The 17,723-nt window shown below is 72.1% G+C and carries 17 protein-coding genes and 2 pseudogenes; 14 read left to right on the plus strand and 5 right to left on the minus strand.

Annotated features, from left to right (window positions below; all coding sequences use genetic code 11):
- Positions 1 to 12: 12 nt before the first annotated feature.
- The 3 genes and pseudogenes from ACZZ0J_RS06795 (at position 13) to ACZZ0J_RS06805 (ending at position 3,195) form a co-directional block, all read left to right on the plus strand.
- Positions 13 to 294 (plus strand): acylphosphatase, encoded by a 282-nt coding sequence (locus ACZZ0J_RS06795; RefSeq protein ID WP_228509678.1) that lies wholly within the window; start codon positions 13 to 15, stop codon positions 292 to 294.
- Between the two features lie 132 nt (positions 295 to 426).
- Positions 427 to 1,907: pseudogene (locus ACZZ0J_RS06800) on the plus strand (MDR family MFS transporter).
- A 157-nt stretch (positions 1,908 to 2,064) separates the two neighbouring features.
- Entirely contained in the window at positions 2,065 to 3,195 is a 1,131-nt protein-coding gene (locus ACZZ0J_RS06805; RefSeq protein ID WP_463435849.1) for a D-arabinono-1,4-lactone oxidase, read from the plus strand.
- 142 nt (positions 3,196 to 3,337) lie between these two features.
- Here the strand turns inward: ACZZ0J_RS06805 and ACZZ0J_RS06810 are convergent, their stop codons facing one another.
- Complete coding sequence (locus tag ACZZ0J_RS06810; protein ID WP_463435851.1) at positions 3,338 to 3,832, minus strand: 2'-5' RNA ligase family protein; 495 nt, start codon at positions 3,830 to 3,832, stop codon at positions 3,338 to 3,340.
- Between the two features lie 146 nt (positions 3,833 to 3,978).
- On the opposite strand from ACZZ0J_RS06810, the gene ACZZ0J_RS06815 reads away from it, so the two are divergent.
- From ACZZ0J_RS06815 to ACZZ0J_RS06825, 3 genes are read left to right on the plus strand one after another with little or no spacing between them, the layout of a single operon-like run.
- The gene (locus ACZZ0J_RS06815) at positions 3,979 to 4,932 is read left to right on the plus strand and encodes a MetQ/NlpA family ABC transporter substrate-binding protein (RefSeq protein ID WP_463435853.1); all 954 of its coding nucleotides are present in this window, start codon (positions 3,979 to 3,981) and stop codon (positions 4,930 to 4,932) included.
- The gene (locus ACZZ0J_RS06820) at positions 4,932 to 6,020 is read left to right on the plus strand and encodes a methionine ABC transporter ATP-binding protein (protein WP_463435855.1); all 1,089 of its coding nucleotides are present in this window, start codon (positions 4,932 to 4,934) and stop codon (positions 6,018 to 6,020) included. Before ACZZ0J_RS06815 ends, ACZZ0J_RS06820 begins: the two co-directional genes overlap by 1 nt.
- A gap of 50 nt (positions 6,021 to 6,070) precedes the next feature.
- Positions 6,071 to 6,688, plus strand: coding sequence for a methionine ABC transporter permease (locus tag ACZZ0J_RS06825; RefSeq protein WP_111084480.1), 618 nt, complete (start codon positions 6,071 to 6,073; stop codon positions 6,686 to 6,688).
- Positions 6,689 to 7,222: 534 nt separating this feature from the next.
- Here the strand turns inward: ACZZ0J_RS06825 and ACZZ0J_RS06830 are convergent.
- Together ACZZ0J_RS06830 and ACZZ0J_RS06835 are read right to left on the minus strand one after the other, a co-directional pair.
- A pseudogene (locus ACZZ0J_RS06830) lies at positions 7,223 to 8,000 on the minus strand (endonuclease/exonuclease/phosphatase family protein).
- Positions 7,894 to 9,561, minus strand: coding sequence for an MFS transporter (locus ACZZ0J_RS06835; protein WP_463435857.1), 1,668 nt, complete (start codon positions 9,559 to 9,561; stop codon positions 7,894 to 7,896). The pseudogene ACZZ0J_RS06830 and the gene ACZZ0J_RS06835 overlap by 107 nt, the downstream one beginning before the upstream one ends.
- A 159-nt stretch (positions 9,562 to 9,720) precedes the next feature.
- Here ACZZ0J_RS06835 and ACZZ0J_RS06840 point away from each other — a divergent pair, with 159 nt between their 5' ends.
- From ACZZ0J_RS06840 to ACZZ0J_RS06870, 7 genes are read left to right on the plus strand one after another with little or no spacing between them, the layout of a single operon-like run.
- On the plus strand, positions 9,721 to 10,506 hold the full coding sequence (locus tag ACZZ0J_RS06840) for a type III PLP-dependent enzyme domain-containing protein (RefSeq protein WP_463435859.1): 786 nt from the start codon (positions 9,721 to 9,723) through the stop codon (positions 10,504 to 10,506).
- Positions 10,452 to 10,940, plus strand: coding sequence for a type III PLP-dependent enzyme domain-containing protein (locus tag ACZZ0J_RS06845; RefSeq protein ID WP_463435861.1), 489 nt, complete (start codon positions 10,452 to 10,454; stop codon positions 10,938 to 10,940). Before ACZZ0J_RS06840 ends, ACZZ0J_RS06845 begins: the two co-directional genes overlap by 55 nt.
- On the plus strand, positions 10,940 to 11,785 hold the full coding sequence (locus ACZZ0J_RS06850) for an IclR family transcriptional regulator (protein ID WP_123292034.1): 846 nt from the start codon (positions 10,940 to 10,942) through the stop codon (positions 11,783 to 11,785). The genes ACZZ0J_RS06845 and ACZZ0J_RS06850 overlap by 1 nt, the downstream gene beginning before the upstream one ends.
- Positions 11,782 to 12,759, plus strand: a complete 978-nt coding sequence (locus tag ACZZ0J_RS06855) for a sugar kinase (protein WP_214548585.1) — start codon at positions 11,782 to 11,784, stop codon at positions 12,757 to 12,759. The genes ACZZ0J_RS06850 and ACZZ0J_RS06855 overlap by 4 nt, the downstream gene beginning before the upstream one ends.
- Before the next feature lie 55 nt (positions 12,760 to 12,814).
- Positions 12,815 to 13,474: a bifunctional 4-hydroxy-2-oxoglutarate aldolase/2-dehydro-3-deoxy-phosphogluconate aldolase gene (locus ACZZ0J_RS06860; protein WP_463435865.1), complete on the plus strand. Its 660-nt coding sequence runs from the start codon at positions 12,815 to 12,817 to the stop codon at positions 13,472 to 13,474.
- Positions 13,471 to 14,631: an amidohydrolase family protein gene (locus ACZZ0J_RS06865; RefSeq protein WP_463435866.1), complete on the plus strand. Its 1,161-nt coding sequence runs from the start codon at positions 13,471 to 13,473 to the stop codon at positions 14,629 to 14,631. Before ACZZ0J_RS06860 ends, ACZZ0J_RS06865 begins: the two co-directional genes overlap by 4 nt.
- Positions 14,577 to 15,101, plus strand: coding sequence for an amidohydrolase family protein (locus tag ACZZ0J_RS06870; RefSeq protein WP_463435867.1), 525 nt, complete (start codon positions 14,577 to 14,579; stop codon positions 15,099 to 15,101). Before ACZZ0J_RS06865 ends, ACZZ0J_RS06870 begins: the two co-directional genes overlap by 55 nt.
- Positions 15,102 to 15,151: 50 nt before the next feature.
- On the opposite strand, the gene ACZZ0J_RS06875 is transcribed toward ACZZ0J_RS06870, so the two are convergent.
- Positions 15,152 to 15,553, minus strand: a complete 402-nt coding sequence (locus tag ACZZ0J_RS06875) for a RidA family protein (protein ID WP_463435869.1) — start codon at positions 15,551 to 15,553, stop codon at positions 15,152 to 15,154.
- 228 nt (positions 15,554 to 15,781) lie between these two features.
- Here ACZZ0J_RS06875 and ACZZ0J_RS06880 point away from each other — a divergent pair, with 228 nt between their 5' ends.
- A complete protein-coding gene (locus tag ACZZ0J_RS06880) occupies positions 15,782 to 17,023 on the plus strand; it encodes a hypothetical protein (RefSeq protein WP_463435871.1) in 1,242 nt (413 codons plus the stop codon).
- Positions 17,024 to 17,156: 133 nt separating this feature from the next.
- Here the strand turns inward: ACZZ0J_RS06880 and ACZZ0J_RS06885 are convergent, their stop codons facing one another.
- Positions 17,157 to 17,648 (minus strand): pyridoxamine 5'-phosphate oxidase family protein, encoded by a 492-nt coding sequence (locus tag ACZZ0J_RS06885; protein WP_463435872.1) that lies wholly within the window; start codon positions 17,646 to 17,648, stop codon positions 17,157 to 17,159.
- Positions 17,649 to 17,723 lie beyond the last annotated feature (75 nt).

Below are 17,723 nucleotides of genomic sequence, written 5' to 3' on the forward strand. Positions count from 1 at the left end.
ACGGTGAGGACCATGACGACGGTGACGAGGATGCATGCCGTGGTGTCGGGGACCGTCCAGGGGGTCGGGTTCCGGTACTGGACGGCACGGAAGGCCGACGGGCTCGACCTCGTCGGGTACGCCAGGAACCTCTGGGACGGCACCGTCGAGGTCGAGGCCGAGGGGCCGTCGGTCGCGGTGGAGACGTTGATGGAGTGCCTGCGGAGCGGGCCGCCGTCGGCCACCGTGACGGACGTCGACCTCCGGCCGGTCGTGCCGCACGGCGACGCCGACGGGTTCGCGATCCTGCACTGACCCGCCGACACCGACCGTTCACCTGCGGATGTCGGTGCGGAGCGGAATAATCGAATCCACTCAGGCGGTTGCCCTGTCTGCGCGTTCTGCGCCACCTCGTTCCACCAGACGTGATCCACCAGGAGCTCCCGCATGACCCAGGCCGTCGATTCCGCCCCCCGCACGGGAAGCGTCTCGCAACCGACCGCTGCCGAGACCCGACTCGTGATCGGGCTGCTGCTCGTGTCCGCGTTCGTCGTCATCCTCAACGAGACGATCATGGGCGTGGCGCTGCCGCGGCTGATGGACGACCTCGACATCAGTGCGGCGACCGGGCAGTGGCTGACCACCGGCTTCCTGCTCACCATGGCGGTCGTGATCCCGATCACCGGGTTCCTGCTGCAGCGGTTCAACACCCGCCCCGTCTTCGTCTGGGCGATGGGCCTGTTCTCGGCCGGCACCCTGATCGCCCTGCTCGCACCCGGGTTCACACTGCTGCTCGTCGGCCGCATCGTCCAGGCCAGCGGCACCGCGATCATGATGCCGCTCCTGATGACGACGGTGCTCACCCTCGTCGACCCGGCCCACCGTGGCCGCATCATGGGGAACATCTCGATCGTCATCTCGGTCGCGCCGGCCATCGGCCCGACGATCTCCGGGCTCATCCTCAACGCGTTCTCGTGGCGTTGGCTGTTCGGCTTCGTCCTGCCGATCGCGATCGCCGCGCTCATCCTCGGCATGGTGAAGGTCCGCAACGTCTCGACGCCCCGCCGGGCACCGCTCGACGTGTTCTCGGTGATCCTGTCCGCGTTCGCGTTCGGTGGGATCGTCTACGGCCTGTCCAGCATCGGCGAGGCCGGCACCACCGGCCTGTTCGTCCCGGTCACCGCGCTCGTCGTCGGTGCCGTCGCCCTGGCGGTCTTCATCGTCCGACAGACCCGACTGCAGCGCACCGACAGCGCCCTGCTCGACCTGCGCACCTTCCAGACCCGCGGCTTCACCGTCCCGATCGTCGCGATGGCGCTGAGCTTCATGGCGATGTTCGGCACGCTCATCCTGCTGCCGATCTACCTGGAGCGCGTCCTCGGGCTCGAGGTCCTGAACGTCGGACTGCTGCTGCTCCCCGGCGGGCTGCTCATGGGGCTCCTCTCCCCATCGTCGGACGCATCTACGACCGTCGCGGACCGCGCGTACTGCTCATCCCCGGCTCGATCATCGTCAGCGCGGTGCTCTGGGCGCTCTCCACGGTCGGCGTGGACACCAGCGTGTGGTTCGTCCTCGGGGCGCACGTCGTGCTGAGCATCGGCCTGGCGCTCACCTTCACCCCGCTGTTCACGGCGGCGCTCGGTGGCCTGCCCCCGAAGCTCTACTCCCACGGCAGCGCGGTCCTCGGCACGGCGCAGCAGCTCGCCGGAGCCGCCGGCACCGCCCTGTTCGTCACCCTGCTCACGATCGGCGCCGCCACGGCAGCGACCGGCGCGGGTGCGGACGCCGTGGCCGCAGCGACCGCCTCCGGCGTGAAGACCGCGTTCCTGGTCGGCGCGGTGATCTCGCTGTTCGGCATCCTGGCATCGGTCTTCGTCACCCGTCCGGCGGTGCCCGAAGGCGCGCCGACGCCCCCGCCCGCGCACTGACCGCGGTGCCGCCCACGGGTCCACGTGGCATCGTGGGCGGCATGCGGTCGACGGCGAGCGAACTGAACTGGTCCGGCACGGTCACCTACACGGCCGAGCAGGTACTCCGACCGGGCTCGATCGACGAAGCGGCCGAGGTCGTCGCACGTTCCCCCGGGTGCACGGGCTCGGCACCCGGCACTCCTTCAACGACTCCGCCGACGCCCCTGGCGTCCTGCTCGACCTGACCGCGATCCCCACCGACCTGGTCGTCGACCCCGACCAGCGGACGGCGACGCTCGGAGCGGGCACCCGCTACGGCGTCGTCGCCCCCGACCTCGACCGCGCGGGGTTCGCGCTGCACAACATGGGCTCGCTCCCGCACATCTCCGTCGGCGGCGCGGTCGCCACCGGCACCCACGGCTCCGGCACCACCCTCGGCTCGTTGACCACCGCGGTCCGGTCCCTCGAACTGCTCGGTCCCGACGGCTCGCTCCGGACCGTCGACCGCACCGACCCGGCGTTCCCCGGGACCGTCCTGCACCTCGGGCTGTTCGGCGTCGTGACCCGGGTCACGCTCGACCTCGAACCCACGTACCGGATGCGGCAGGACTCGTACGGGCCGTTCCCGTGGAGCACGTTCACCGACCACGTCGCCGCAGTCCACGCAGCCGGGTACTCGGTGTGCGCCTACACGGTCTTCGGCGACGAGATCAGCGAGGCGCTCGTGAAGTCTCGGGTCCCCGACGGCGCCGACGACGTCGCCGTGCCGGGCGACCTGTTCGGCGCTCCCCGGCTGCCCGGCTCCCCCGGCGACGGCCACCACACGGCCCGCGACGGGTCGGTGGGCCCCTGGTGGGACCGGCTGCCGCACTTCCCCATCGAGTCCGTGCCGAGCCACGGGTCCGAGGTGCAGAGCGAGCACTTCGTCCCGCTCCGGCACGCGGCGGCGGCGCTCGACGCCCTGCGCGGGCTGGCCGACCGCATCCAGCCGCACCTGCACGTGTGCGAGCTCCGGACGATGGCGGCCGACGACCTCTGGTTGAGCCCGACCCAGGGCGAGGACGTGCTCTGCATCGCGTTCACCTGGCAGAAGCACCCGGAGGCGGTCGCTGCGCTGCTGCCCGACCTCGAGGCGCGGCTCGCACCGTTCGACGGGCGACCGCACTGGGGCAAGATGAGCTCGCTCGACGGCGACGCGATCGCGGAGCTGTACCCGCGGGTGGCGGACGTCCGTGAGCTGATCGCACGAGCCGACCCGGACCGGACGTTCGCATCCTCGTTCGGCGAGCGGGTGCTGCGGGCCTGACCCGCGCCTCCAGTCCGACGCCCCTGCGCCCATGCGCCCCTTCGCACCCGCGCACCCGCGCACCCGCGCACCCGACGCCCCGGAACCAGGTCCCGCATGCCCTTCACCGTCCGGGAGGCCCGGTGCCGGTCCGCAGGGCGCGTCAGCGCAGGCGGGTGACCACCTTCGCATCCCCGTCCCAGTGCCGGAGACCGCCCACGGTGAGCACCTCGGGCAGGGGCGCGTCCGCAGCGAGGACCCGGAGCGCCGCCGGCAGGTCGACGTCGCGGATCCGCCGAGCGAGGGTGACGTGCGGCGCCCACCGACCGGGCAGCGACGAGTCGACCGAGCCCGGAGCGGCGGCGTCGACCGCGTGGTGGAAGCGGGCCAGTGGCTGGTCGACGACCACACCGAGGCCGAGCACGTGCCGACCGGGCCCGGCCGGGAAGAGCAGGAGACCGGCGACGCGCAGGGCCTCGGGCACCGCGGCCTCGAGGTCCGTCGGGACGGCAACGGCCTCGCCGGCCACGAGGGTGACGTGCGGGTCGTTCGTCCCCGAGTGGCCGAGGCTCGGCAGTTCCGCGGCGACGAGGGTCTGCCAGAGTGCCCGGACCGCTCGGTCGGAGGGGCCGTCGAGGACGAATTCGATGCTGCGCACGTACCGAGTGAACCAATGCACCCCGTGACGGCGATGTAACACGGCGGAACGGAACTCGCACCGGGGACGCACGCCCGTCACACTCGACTCCACGCCGCGGACCACCGCGGCTCCCCCGCACAGCACGGCCCACGAGGAGCACCAGCATGTCCGCAGCCCCCGCACTGCCCGAGAAGCCGAAGGGCAAGCGCCCGATCGGCTGGATCATCGCCGCCGTCATCGTCGTCGTGGCGATCGTCGTCGCCGTCATCGTCGGAGTCGTGCGCTCCGGTGGCGACAGTGGTGGCGCTGCCGCCGGTGACGCTGCGCCGAAGACCGTCACCATCGGTGTCTCGGACAAGTCGCTGCCCTACTGGAACACCTACGTGAAGGCCGCCAAGGAGCAGCTCAACGTCACCGTGAAGCTCCAGAACTTCTCGGACTACTCGCTGCCGAACCCTGCGCTCAAGGACAAGCAGATCGACATCAACCAGTTCCAGCACATCCAGTACCTGGCGAACTACAACGTCACCTCGGACGACGACCTGCAGCCGATCGGCGCGACGGCCGTCTACCCGCTGCCGCTGTACTCGACGAAGGTCTCCGACGTCGCGGACTTCGAGGACGGCGCGAAGGTCGCGATCCCGAACGACGCCATCAACGAGGCCCGTGCGCTCCTGGTCCTGCAGGCCGCTGACCTGCTCGAGCTCAAGGACGGCGGCAACGCCTTCTCGACCACGGCCGACATCACCTCGCACAAGGTCGACGTGCAGACGCTCGACGCCTCGCAGACCGCGAACGCCCTGCAGCAGGGTTCCGTCGAGGGCGCGATCGTCAACGTGAACTACGCCACCTCGGCCGGGCTCGACACCAAGGACGCGATCTTCCAGGACGACCCGAAGAGCGCCTCCGCCGCCCCGTACGTGAACGTCTTCGCCGTCCGCGACGCCGACAAGACCAACAAGACGTACCTCGACCTGGCGAAGCTGTTCCAGGACGAGGCCGTGCAGAAGGTCTTCGCGAAGGACTACCCGGACGCCGTCCCGAGCGACGAGAGCGCCGCCTCGCTGCAGAAGGCGCTCACCACGGTCGAGTCCGACGCGAAGGCGGCAGCGGAGTAGTGCCGGTCCTCGTCGAACTCCGCGGCGTCTCGAAGCACTACCGCCGCGCCGACACCGGCGAGACCGTGGTGGCCGTCGAGGACGTCTCCCTGGACGTGCACCAGGGAGAGGTCCTCGGCGTCATCGGGTACTCCGGTGCCGGCAAGTCCACCCTGGTCCGCCTGGTGAACGCCCTCGAGCTGCCCAGCTCCGGGACGGTCACCGTGGCGGGCAGCGAACTGACGGCGATCCCCGAGCGGGATCGCCGTCTGGCGCGTCGCAACATCGGGATGATCTTCCAGCAGTTCAACCTGTTCCGGTCCCGCACCATCGCCGGCAACGTCGCGTACCCGCTCAAGGTCGCCGGTGTGCCGAAGGACGAGCGGGACCGTCGCGTGGCCGAGCTGCTCGACTTCGTCGGCCTCCTCGAGCGCGCCCACGCCTACCCGGAGCAGCTGTCCGGCGGTCAGAAGCAGCGCGTCGGCATCGCGCGGGCCCTCGCGGCGTCGCCCGACCTGCTGCTCGCCGACGAGGCCACCAGCGCCCTCGACCCGGAGACCACGTCCGAGGTGCTCGGGCTGCTCCGCCGGGTGAACAAGGAACTCGGCGTCACGATCATCGTCATCACGCACGAGATGGACGCCGTCCGCCAGATCGCCGACCGCGTCGCCGTGATGGAGCAGGGTCGCGTCGTCGAGGTCGGAGACGTCTACGACGTGTTCTCCGCGCCGAAGACGGGTGCTGCGCAGCGGTTCGTCCGTACCGCGCTGCACGACCGCCCCTCGGTCGACACGCTCGCTCGCCTGCGGGAACGCCACCCCGGGCGACTGGTGACCGTGCAGATCACCGACGAGGCCGGGCTGCAGAACCGGATCGACGCGGTGTTCCGGTCCGCCGGGGTCACCGCCGAGCTCGTCTACGGCGGGGTCGGTGAGATCCGCGAGCGTCGGATCGGTTCGCTCACGTACGAGCTGACGGCCGGCGGGGTTGCCGGTACTGGTGCCGGTGCCGGTGCCGGTGCTGGTGCTGGTGCACCGGACGCCATCGACCGCGCCGTCGCCGCCCTGCGCGCCGACGGCGTCACGACCGACGAGGAGGCAGCAGCGTGAACAACTCGTTCCAGAGCGTGATCGACACGTTCGACGTCTTCCTCGCCGCCATGCGCGACACCATCGTGATGTCGCTCGTGTCACTCGTCATCGCCGGCGTCATCGGGCTCGCCCTCGGGCTGCTGCTCTACGCGACCCGTCCGGGCAACCTGCTCGGCAACCGCACCGCGTACACGATCATCAACGTCGTCGTGAACCTGGTCCGGCCGATCCCGTTCGTGATCTTCCTCGCCGCGATCGCCCCGCTGTCGCGCGTCGTGGTGCAGACCACGATCGGCGTGCCCGCGGTGACCTTCGCGATCTCGCTGGCCGCGGCCTTCGCGGTGTCGCGCATCGTCGAGCAGAACCTGCTCGCGGTCGACCCCGGCGTCGTCGAGGCGGCTCGCGCATCGGGTGCGCACCCGATCTCGATCCTGCTGACCGTCCTGATCCCCGAGGGCCTCGGCCCGCTCATCCTCGGCTACACGTTCATCTACATCGGCATCGTCGACATGACGGCGCAGGGTGCGTTGATCGGCGGCGGTGGACTCGGTGAGTACGCGATCACCTACGGATCGCAGCGGTACGACTGGTGGATCGTGTACGTCTCGGTGGCGGCGATCGTCGTCATCGTGCAGCTCGGCCAGTTCGTCGGCAACCGGCTGGCGCGCGCGACCCTGCGTCGCTGACGCGGGCGCGCCGCGCGCGGCGTGTGCTGCGACCTCGGCACGTGCCGTGGTCGTGACTGCCTGGAGGCCCGGTGCCGGTTCCTGGAACCGGCGCCGGGCCTCCAGTGCGTTCCGCGTTGCGGGCGCACCCCGCGTCGTCCGCCGAGCGGTCTCGGGCTTCCACGACGCGCCGCTCACGTCCGCCGGGGTTCCACTACTCGCCGCATGCCTTCCGCCGAGGTTCCACGAACGCCCGCTGGGGCCCCCGAGGTTCCGAAATCTCGGAGTGTCGGGGGGCAGCAGGCCGGGCGGGGCGGGGGCCGGGACGGGCCCCGGGCGGGCGGGGCGGGGACGGGCCGGGTGGGACGGGGCCTGGTGGGACGGGGCCTGGGCGCCGCTCGATGCTGTCTCGGCTCGGTCCGGCGCCGAGGTTCCACGACTCGCCGCATGCGATCCGCCGAGGTTCCACGAACGCCCGCTGCGAGCGCCGAGATGCCGAGATTTCGGAACCTCGGGAGCAGCGGGACGGGCGGGGCGCGCTCGGGGGCGCGCGGGTCAGGCGGCCGGGGACTCCACGGTCTCGATCGTGCCGGTCGCTCCGGGGTGCTCGTAGTGTGCGCGCACCAGGATCGGACGGTGGTCCGAGATGCCCGCCGGCAGGGTCTCGACGCCGGCGATGTGCAGCCCGACGCTCGTGGCGAAGTCGAAGTGGCCCGTGAACTTGCGGTAGCGCAGGTACGTCGGCTGGTCGGACAGCGACAGTGCGAACCCGCCCTGCTCGATCTTCCGGCGCAGGTTCGTCTGGAACCAGGGGTAGTTGAAGTCGCCGACCATGACCGCGGGGACGTCCTTCGCGAGCTCGCGGAGGAACTGGTGCGCCGCCTCGATCTGCTTGCGACGCAGGGAGTTCGTCGCGGTCAGCGGTGAGGGCGTGGAACGAGGCGACGACGACCTCGGCGTCAGCCTCGGTGTCGCGCAGGTGCATCGCGATGAGCCGTTCGTGCGCGGGTGCGAGGACCCGGTCGTGCAGGGACTTCTGCAGCGAGTGGATGCTGAAGTCCTGCACCTCGAAGCGGTCGTCGCGCTTGTAGATGGCGAGTCCGAGGCGGTTCGTGCGGGTCGACGCGGCGAGCGACAGCCCACCGATCGACGGGGCCAGGTCGTTGCTGTCGCACTCCTGCACGCAGAGGACGTCGGCGTCTGAGGCCTCGGCCAGGGCGGCGAGTTCACCGTTCGCGGTGTGCTCGCGGAGGTTGTAGCTGACGACCCGGAGGGCAGTGGGCGGCACGCCTGCGTCGGTGGCGATCGTGCTCTGCTGTTCTGGCGCGGCCATGCTGCCTTCCTGTCCGGGTGGTCCGGGTCACCCTGCCGCGGCAACCGTACTCGGCGTTCGCAAACGGATGCTGAGACTGTAACGCCTGTCGGGTTTCGCGCGTGTGACCGTGACGGAAACGGACAGTCGTGGGCTGCGCGGAACCTCCCGGGTCAGGCGCGGACCCGGCGGGCGGGGCGGACGGTGTCCCCGCTGTGCGGCTCATCAGGATGCCCTCGACGCACGCGACGGCGAGCAGCGCCGCGATCACCCAGAACGCGACGGTGTACGGGCCGTCGCCACCGAGCCCGCCGGCCGCGCGGATGACGACCGCTGCGACGGCGACGCCGAACCCGGCGGCGGTCTGCTGCAGCGTCGACGAGAGCGTGTTCGCCGGGGTCATGTCGGCCTGCTCGACGTCGGCGAAGGCGATGGTGTTGTACGCCGTGAAGCCGACGGAGCGGGCGGCTCCGCTCACGACGAGCAGCACCGCGAGCAGCCAGAACGGGGTGTCCTCGGTCATGAAGGCCATCGCGACGACGGTCAGCGCCGCGATCGCGCTCGACACGATGATCACCGGGCGGTAGCCGAACCAGCGCAGGAACGGCGTCGTCATCGGCTTGATGCCGAGGTTGCCGACGAAGACCCACAGCACGGCGGACCCGGCGAGCACGGCGCTCCAGCCCCAGGCGTCCTGGAACAGCAGCGGGAGCACGAACGGCACCGCGGAGACCGCCAGGCGGAACAGGCTGCCGCCGGCGTGCGAGACCCGGAACGTCTCGAGCCGGAACGCCTCGAGCCCCATGATCGGGTGCGGCGCCCGGCGGAAGTGCCGGATCGCGAACCAGCAGCAGACGGCACCGACGACACCGGACACCACGACGGCCAGGACCGGGATGACGTCGAGCGCGAGCAGCGACGCCATCACGACGAGCGACCCGAGGCCGAAGCACGCGAGCAGCGACCCGAACCAGTCGAACGGCACACGCTGCGCGGCGCGCTCCTGCGGGACGAGCACGAGCGCGGCGACGAACGCGATGACGCCGAGCGGGATGTTGATCAGGAAGATCCAGTGCCACGTCAGGGTGTCGACGAGCACGCCGCCGATGAACAGGGCGATGATCGGCGCGGCCAGGGCGGGCCAGGTGAGGATCGCGATCGCCGTGACGAGCTGCTCGCGGCCGGCGCTCCGGAGCACCACGAGGCGGCCGACGGGCACCATGAGCGCACCGCCGAGCCCCTGCAGGATGCGCCAGAGCGTCAGGTCGACGAGGCCGGTCGACATCGCGCAGAGTGCCGACGCGATCGTGAAGAGCGCGATCGCGCCCGCGAAGACGGTGCGGGACCCGATCCGGTCGGTGAGCCAGCCCGAGACGGGGATGAACACCGCCAGGGTGACCAGGTACGCGGTGATCGCGACGCCGACGGCGGCCGAGTCGACGCCGAGGTCGCGTCCCATCGCGGGCGCCGCCGTCGCCAGGATCGTGCCGTCGAGGAGCTCCATGAAGAAGGTCCCCGCCACGAGCACGGCGACCGCCGTGCTGCCCGTCCGCCGTCTGGGTGTCGTCATCGTCGTCGCCATGTCGCGTCAAAGGCTATGCCCGGTGCCGGGTCGCGGGGGGATCGTGTCAGGAGGTTCCGCGATCGTGTTGTGCATTGCAGAATGATCCGCACCACAGCGTTGCCCTGCGGGTCCGCCGAGCGGGAGCGTGGAGGCTGCGCGACGACAGGAGGCTCACCGATGACCGACGCCGACACGACGACCGGGACCGTGACCACGAAGGGCGCCTGGGACCCGGCAACGGGCACTCCGCACCACGTCCTCGACCACGCCCACCTGCCCGTGATGACCCTGCGCGAGTCCGCCCTGGCGAACAACACCGCCGTCATGCAGGCCTACGTCGACCGCCACGGGCTGCTGTTCGCGCCGCACATGAAGACGCACATGGCGCCCGACCTCGCCGCGCGGCAGATCGACGCCGGAGCGTGGGGTGTGACGGTCGCGTCCGTCCAGCAGGCGATGGTCGCGTGGGAGCACGGCGTCCACCGGATCCTGGTCGCGAACGAGGTCCTCGACCCCGCCGGCCTCGCCTGGCTCGCGTCCCGGCGCACGGTCGCCCCGGACGCCGACGTCCTCTGCTACGTCGACTCCGCCGCGGGCGTCACCGCCGCCGTCACCGCACAGGGCAGCGTCGCCGGCGAACTGCACGTCCTGGTCGAGCTCGGGTTCCCGGGCGGGCGCACCGGGGTCCGCTCCCCGACGACGCGCGTGCCCTCGCGCTGCTCGCCCACGACGCCGGGCTCGTGCTCCGCGGTGTCTCCGGGTACGAGGGCGGACTGCCCGGCGTCGATGCTGCGCGCGAGTACGTCGCCGGCGTGCTCGACGTCGCCGAGGACGTCCGCGGGCTCGTCGACGGTCGCGGGCTCCTCAGCATGGGCGGCAGCGCCTGGTTCGACGCCGTCGTGGACGCCGTGGCAGCCCGCACCGACGACCTCGACGTGCTGCTGCGGTCGGGTGCGTACCTGACCCACGACGACGGCTTCTACGCCGAGCGCACGCCGTTCGGCCGGCACCCGGCCGAGGGCTCGCTCGTCGCCGCGATCGAGGTCTGGGGACGCGTGACGTCCTGCCCGGAGCCCGGGCTCGCGTTCGTCGCCGTGGGCAAGCGCGACATCTCCTTCGACGAAGGGCTGCCGGTGGTGCGGTCGGTGCGGCCGGCCCTGCCAGGAGGCCCGGTGGGCGCCCCACAGGTCGTCCCGCCGCCCGGGGCGGTCACCGTCACCCGCCTCGACGACCAGCACTGCTACCTCGCGATGGCGGACGGTGCCCCCGAGCTGACGCCCGGCGACGTCGTCGTGTTCGGCATCTCGCACCCCTGCACGGTGTTCGACAAGTGGCGGCAGGTGCACGTCCTCGCCGACGACGACACCGTGCTCCGGACGATCGCGACGTGGTTCTGATGCGCGCGACCACCGCGGCCCCGGTGCCGACGGACGGCGACGGTCCTGCCCGGAACGCCGCACTGTCCCTGCGTCGCGGGCTGCGCCTGCTCGACTGCATCGCCGACCGGACCCGCAGCGGCGCGGTGTCCGTCAGCCTGTCCGTGCTGGCCGCCGAGCTCGGCGCCTCGAAGTCGACGGTGCTCCGCCTGACGGCCCCGATGCTCGAGAACGACCTGCTGCGCCGAACCCCGGACGCCGGCTTCACGCTCGGCCTCGGCGCCCTGCTGCTCGGGCAGAGCTACCTCGAGGGGATCGACCTGCGCTCCGCCGCGGCGCCGTTCCTGCGTCGGACGGCGGAGCAGACCGGCCTGACGTGCCACCTCGTCGTGCCGGACGGCACCGACATCGTCTACGTCGACAAGGTCGAGACCCGCGGCACCGTCCGCATGGGCTCCCGGATCGGGAACCGCCTGCCGATGCGGAACACGGCGTCCGGCAAGGCGATCGTCGCGTTCGGGGAACCGGAGCTGCTCGACCGGGTGCTCGCCGAACCGGCCCAGGTCATGACGGAGCACACCATCACCGACGACGACCGCTGGCGGCACGAGGTCGACCGCACGCACGGACGGGGGTACGGCATCGACGACCGCGAGAACGAGCCCGACATCCGGTGCGTCGCCGCCCCGGTGTTCGACCACGCGAACCAGGTGGTCGGCGCGATGAGCATCTCCGGGCTGGCCTCCCGGTTCCCCGCAGCGGCGGTCCGCGAACTCGGCGACGGGGTCGTGCGGACCGCCCACGAGATCTCGGTCGCGCTGGGGTCCTCGTCGGCGCAGCTCGCCCTCGCGCGGGGTGCGCGGTGACCGGCTCGGTGCTGACGTTCGGCGAGACGATGCTGCTCCTGACCGGGCGCGACGTCGGCGCAGTGCCGGACCTCGAGCACATGCGGGTGGACACCGGCGGAGCCGAGAGCAACGTCGCGATCGGCCTGGTCCGCGCCGGGGTTCCGGCCACGTGGATCGGTCGGGTCGGCACGGACCCCGCCGGCGACCGGGTGGCCGCCGACATCGGTGGCGAGGGCGTCGACGTGCTCGCGGTCCCCGACGCCGAGCGCTCCACCGGCATCATGATGAAGGAGCGGCTGCTCGACGGCCGTACCCGGGTGACGTACCACCGCCGTGGTTCGGCCGGCTCGGCGTTGGCCGCGACGGACCTGCCCGGCAGCATCGTCGAGACCGCTGCGCTCGTGCACGTCACCGGGATCACCCTGGCACTCTCCGAGTCCGCACACGACACCGTGACCGCAGCGCTCGACCGGGCGGCCGCCGCCGGTGTGCCGGTGTCGTTCGACGTCAACCACCGGCCGAAGCTCATCGGCGCCGACGCTGCACGAGACCGGTACCGGGCCGTCGCAGCACGGTCCGCCGTGGTGTTCGCCGGCGACGACGAAGCCCGGCTCGTGCTCGGCCGCGACGACCAGGACGACGACGAGGAAGCGCTCGCGCACGACCTCGCCGCGCTGGCACGGGGCCGCGCGGTCGTGAAGCTCGGCTCCCGCGGCGCCGTGGCGTCGATCGACGGCGTGTTCGTGCGTCGGCCCGCGACCCCGGTGCGCGTCGTCGACCCGGTGGGTGCCGGTGACGCGTTCGTCGCGGGCTGGCTCGCGGCGAGTCTGGGCGGAGCGGACGCCGCCGAGGCACTCGACCGGGCCGCCGACGCCGGCGCCCTCGCCTGCACCGTCGAGAGCGACTGGCGCCGACCGGACCCGGCCGCGTTGCACCACGCCCCGGATCCGTCGGACACCGACCACACCGTGCACGACCACGTCGACCGCTGACGCCGTGTCCGACGACACCGTGTCCGCTGAACACCACCACTCGAGGAAGCGCAGCATGACGAACGACACCACGAGCACCGAACAGCACGCCGCCGCACGGCACCGTCACCAGGCTGGTCCGGCGATCGCGATCCTCCGCGGCGGCACCGGCGACCACGTCGAGGACGTCATCGCCACCCTGGTCGAGTCCGGCGTGACGGCGATCGAGATCACCACGAACACCCCGCGCTGGCGCGAGGGCATCGCGTGGGCGGTCGAGCGGTACGGTTCCGCGGCGTCCATCGGCGTCGGCACGGTGCTCGACGTCCGCCAGCTCGACGAGGCCGCTGCTGCCGGTGCCTCGTTCGCCGTCAGTCCCCACCTCGACGCCGAACTCGGCGAGCGCGCGCACGAGCGTGGCCTCGGCTGGTACCCCGGCGCCGCGACCCCGACCGAGATCGTCCGCGCGTGGCGGCTCGGCGCCCGTGCGGTGAAGGTCTTCCCGGCGGCACAGCTCGGCGGCCCCGCGTTCCTGAAGCAGGTCCTGGCACCGCTCGACTTCGTCGACGTCATCCCGACCGGGGGCATCGGGGTCGACGACGCCCCGGACTACCTGGCCGCCGGTGCGGTCGCCGTCGGACTCGGGTCACCCCTCGTCGGCGACGCGCTGACCTCGGGCGACCTCGACGCCCTGCGGGAGCGGGCCGGCCGCCTCGTCGCGGCGCTCGACCGATGACCGGGGAGCAGCCCACCAGCGGCGGCGTCCTGCTGCGCGGCGGATCGGTCCTCGGTGCGGACGGGGCCCCGGTGCACGCCGACGTCCTCGTCGCCGACGCCGTCATCCGCGCCGTCGGTGCCGACCTGGACGCCCCTGCCGACGCGCACGTGATCGACTGCGACGGACGCCTGGTGCTGCCGGGCTTCGTGGACGCGCACTCGCACGCCGGGTCGCTCGTGTTCGACGAGGGCGTGCAGCTCGCGCTCCTGCGCCAGGGCGTGACCACGATCGTGACCGGACAGGACGGCGTCGGGCCGGCACCGGGCGACGGTTCGTACGCCGACACCTCCTTCGCCGCCATCGACGGTCCGCACCCGACGTACCGCGGTGGCGGGGTCGACGGCCTGCTGACGACCTACGACGGCACGACCCCGATCAACGTCGCGACGCTCGTGCCCGCCGGCACGGTCCGGCACCAGGTCATGGGCGACGACCCGGAGCCGGCGGACAGCGCACAGCTGGCCGCGATGCGGGAGCTCGTGCGCGACGGCCTCGCGGACGGTGCGGTCGGCCTGGCGACGGGGCTCGACTACGTCCCCGGCCTGTTCGCCGGCACCGCCGAACTCGCTGCGCTCTGCACCGAGGTCGCTGCCGTCGACGGGCTGTACGTCTCGCACATGCGCGGCGGTTACGAGGGGAACGCCCGCGCCGGCCTCGACGAGATCGCCGAGATCGTCCACGCGTCGGGCGTCCGCGCACACGTCTCCCACCTGCACGCGCCCGTCGACCTCGCGGTGACCGCGCTGGCCGAGCTCGAGGCCGAGGGCGCCCCGATGTCGTTCGACGCCTACCCGTACTCGCGTGGCTGCACGATCCTGTCGATGCTGCTGCTGCCCGCGGCCCTCGCCCGCCCCGGCACCGAGGACCTCGCCCACGCGATCGCCGACGACGAGGTCGTGCCGCGGTCCGGGCGGCCGTGCTCGACCGCGTGCTGTCCCGCGCCGACCTCGGCACCGGCTGGGCGGAGCAGATCACGCTGTCGCACGTGCCCGCCGCCGAGTTCCACGCGCTGCAGGGCCGCACCCTCGCCGACGCCGCCGAGGCGACCGGGACGGATCCGGTGGACCTGGCCCTGGACGTCCTGGTCGACTCGGCACTGCAGGTCACCGCCGTGATGCGCGTGCCCCGTCCCCGGACTGCCGACGACCTCGCGCCGCTCTTCCGACTGCCCGGGCACACGGCCGGGTCCGACGGCATCTTCGTGGGAACCCACCCGCACCCGCGGGCGTACGGCACGTTCGCCCGCTACCTGCAGGACTTCGCCCGCACGGGGCTCCTGACGTGGCTCGAGGCCTCGCGGCACCTGTCCACCACCGCAGTCGATCGGCTCGGCCTCGGCCGACGTGGCGCGGTCGCCGTCGGGGCGGTCGCCGACCTCGTGGTCGTCGATCCCGATCGGGTCGCGGCGCGGTCGTCCTACGACGAACCGATGCGCCTGGCCGAGGGCATCGACGACGTCCTCGTCGCCGGTGTCCCCGTGCTGGCCGAGGGCGCCCTGACGCACGCGACCCCCGGGGCCGGGCTGCGTCGCCACTCGGGCCGGATCGACCACGAGCAGGGAGCAGCGGGCACCGGGGGTCGGTGATCCAGCGTGGCGAGGCGCCTCGGTGAGGCTTCACACAGCCTGCGCCGACGTCACGAAGCGCTCGGCAGCACCGCCACGACGTCGATCTCGACCAGGATGTTCGCCAGGTGCGACTGCACGGTGGTGCGGACCGGGTACGGCTGCGAGAAGTGCTTCGCGTACTCCTCGTTGAAGGCCGGGAAGTCGCGGTCGGAGTGCTCGAGGTGCACCGTGGACTTCACGACGTCGTCGAGGGTGGCACCGTGCTCGGCCAGGACCGCTGCGACGTTGGCCAGCACCTGCGCGGTCTGACCGGCCACGTCGTCGGCGATCGCACCCGTGGCGGGGTCCTGCGGGCCGAACCCGGCGGTGTAGATGAAGCCGTTAACGACGATGCCCTGGCTGTAGGGCCCGGCGGGCTTCGGGGCGTCGTCGGTCACGATGGCGGTCTTCGGCGCGGTGGGGTTCGGCACGGTTGCTCCTGGGGTTCGTCGGTCGTCGGCGGAGACTCCAGGCTAGGCGGACGCCACGCGGTGGGGCCGACCACCCGACCCGCGCATTCCGCATTGCAGAACGCGAGTCGGGCCTCCCGTCCGGGGTGCCGCACCGACCACCCAGGTGGAGGGCGACTACCCTGGCCGGGTGCCGTCATCCCTGCCCGAACGCCGCCGAGCGCGCGCGGGCTCGCGCCGAGCACGCGCATGAGCCGGCTCGACGGCGCGGTCACCGGGACTGCCTCGACCGGAAGGCGTCGCGCACTCGACACCGTCACCTCCCTGCCGGCGTGGGCGGCCGTGCTGCTCGTCTGGACCGGCGGCCGGATCGTGTCGACGCTGTGGCTGGCACTCGCGTACCCGCTCATCGGACGGGCGATGCCGGACAACGCCATCTGGGGCAACGGGCACGGCTTCACGGCGTTCCTCACCGCCTGGGACGGCCAGTACTACGAGCAGATCTCGCTACACGGGTACCCCGACGTGCTGCCGCTCGACGCCGTCGGCAACGTGGCGCAGAACGCCTGGGCCTTCCTGCCGGCGTTCCCGTTCACGATCCGGATGCTCACCGCCTCGACCGGGCTGCCGTTCACCGTCGGTGCCCCGCTCATCTCCGTGCTGGCCGGGCTGGTGGCGACCTACCTGCTGCACCGCCTGGTCCGCGACCGTGCGGGCAACGCCGCCGCGATGTGGGCGGTGTTCTTCTTCACGTGCGGGCCGCTGTCGTTCCTGTTGCAGGTCGGGTACGCGGAGAGCATGTTCCTCGCGCTCACGTTCGGCGCACTGCTCGCCCTGGAGCGTCGCCGGTACGGGCTGCTCACCGTGCTCGGGGTCGCTGCTGCCTTCACCCGTCCGGGTGCGTTGGCCGTCCCGCTCGTGCTCGGGGTCATCGCCCTGGTGCGGTGGGTCCGGGCTCGTCGTGAGACCGGGCGGGTGCTCGACACCTTCCCGCTCCGCGAGCAGGTGCAGGTCGTGGCCGCCGGTGCCGTGATGGTGGCGGCGGGCCTCGCGTGGCCGGTCATCGCGTCGCACGTCACCGGCACGCCGAACGCCTACCTCGAGACCGAGATGTCGTGGTGGGTGAACTTCATCGGCCGCGTGGACTTCGTGCCGCTGTCGCCGTGGTTCCTCATCGCCGGGCGCTGGCTCGGCGTCGGCGGGATCCTGATCGTGGTGTTCCTGCTCGTCGGGTTCCCGATCTGGCTGCTCCGCCGGTCGACGAAGCGGCTCGGGTCGACGACCGTGCTGTACTCGGCCGCCTACGCGCTCTACATCTTCGCGGTGTCGCTGCCGATGGCCTCGACCCCGCGGCTGCTCATGCCCCTGGCGCCGTTGTTCGGCTCGCCGGAGCTCGTCGCGAAGCCGTGGATGCGGTGGACCTTCGTCACCGCGGCGCTGGCCGGGCAGCCGGTGCTCGTCGCGGTGCTCTGGCTGCTCGGGCCCCCGTAGCGGCGACGCCGGCAGCGGCCCCGGCATCGGCCCCGGCACGACGACAGCTCCGACGCGGAACGACGGGATCGACGTCGTACGACATCGGTCCCGTCGTTCGGAGTCAGATCGAGCCGCCCCGCCCCGCCCGCGCCTAGAGCTCGACGGTCCCGTGGTCCCCGGTGTCCGGCTGGCTCTGCTTGCCGAGTGCGGCCTTGAGCGTCTGCACGAGGCTGCCGACCGGGCCGGTGTCCTGCGTCCAGTACTCGACCGAGTCACCCGACACGGTGAGGAGTCGGATCGAGGGGTCGTCGTGACCGTCCGGGAACCAGGCCTCGGCGAACGGCGACCACAGCTCGTCGATCACGGCGCTGTCCTGCGTGACCGTGGCGGTGCCGGCGATGGACAGGTAGCCGCCCTGCGACTCGATGGAGACGTTGACGTGCGGGTTCCTGGCGATGTCGTCGACCTTCTCGCTGCCGTCCTGCACCAGGAAGCGGAGGGTCCCGTTGAACGCCTTGTCCTGCACGGCGAGGGGCCGGGCGTGCAGCTGGCCGTCCTCGCTCACCGTCGTCAACAGGGCCGTGTGGGCGCCGTGGACGATGTCCGAGATGGCGGCGCGCTGGTCGGTCTGCGTGTCGGTCATGATGCTCCTTTGCGTCGTGCGCCCCACCCGTCCCGACGTTCGACCGCGGGTCCGGCGGGGCCGTACCGTTCCCGC

It is taken from the genome of Curtobacterium sp. AC272, from assembly GCF_979258155.1.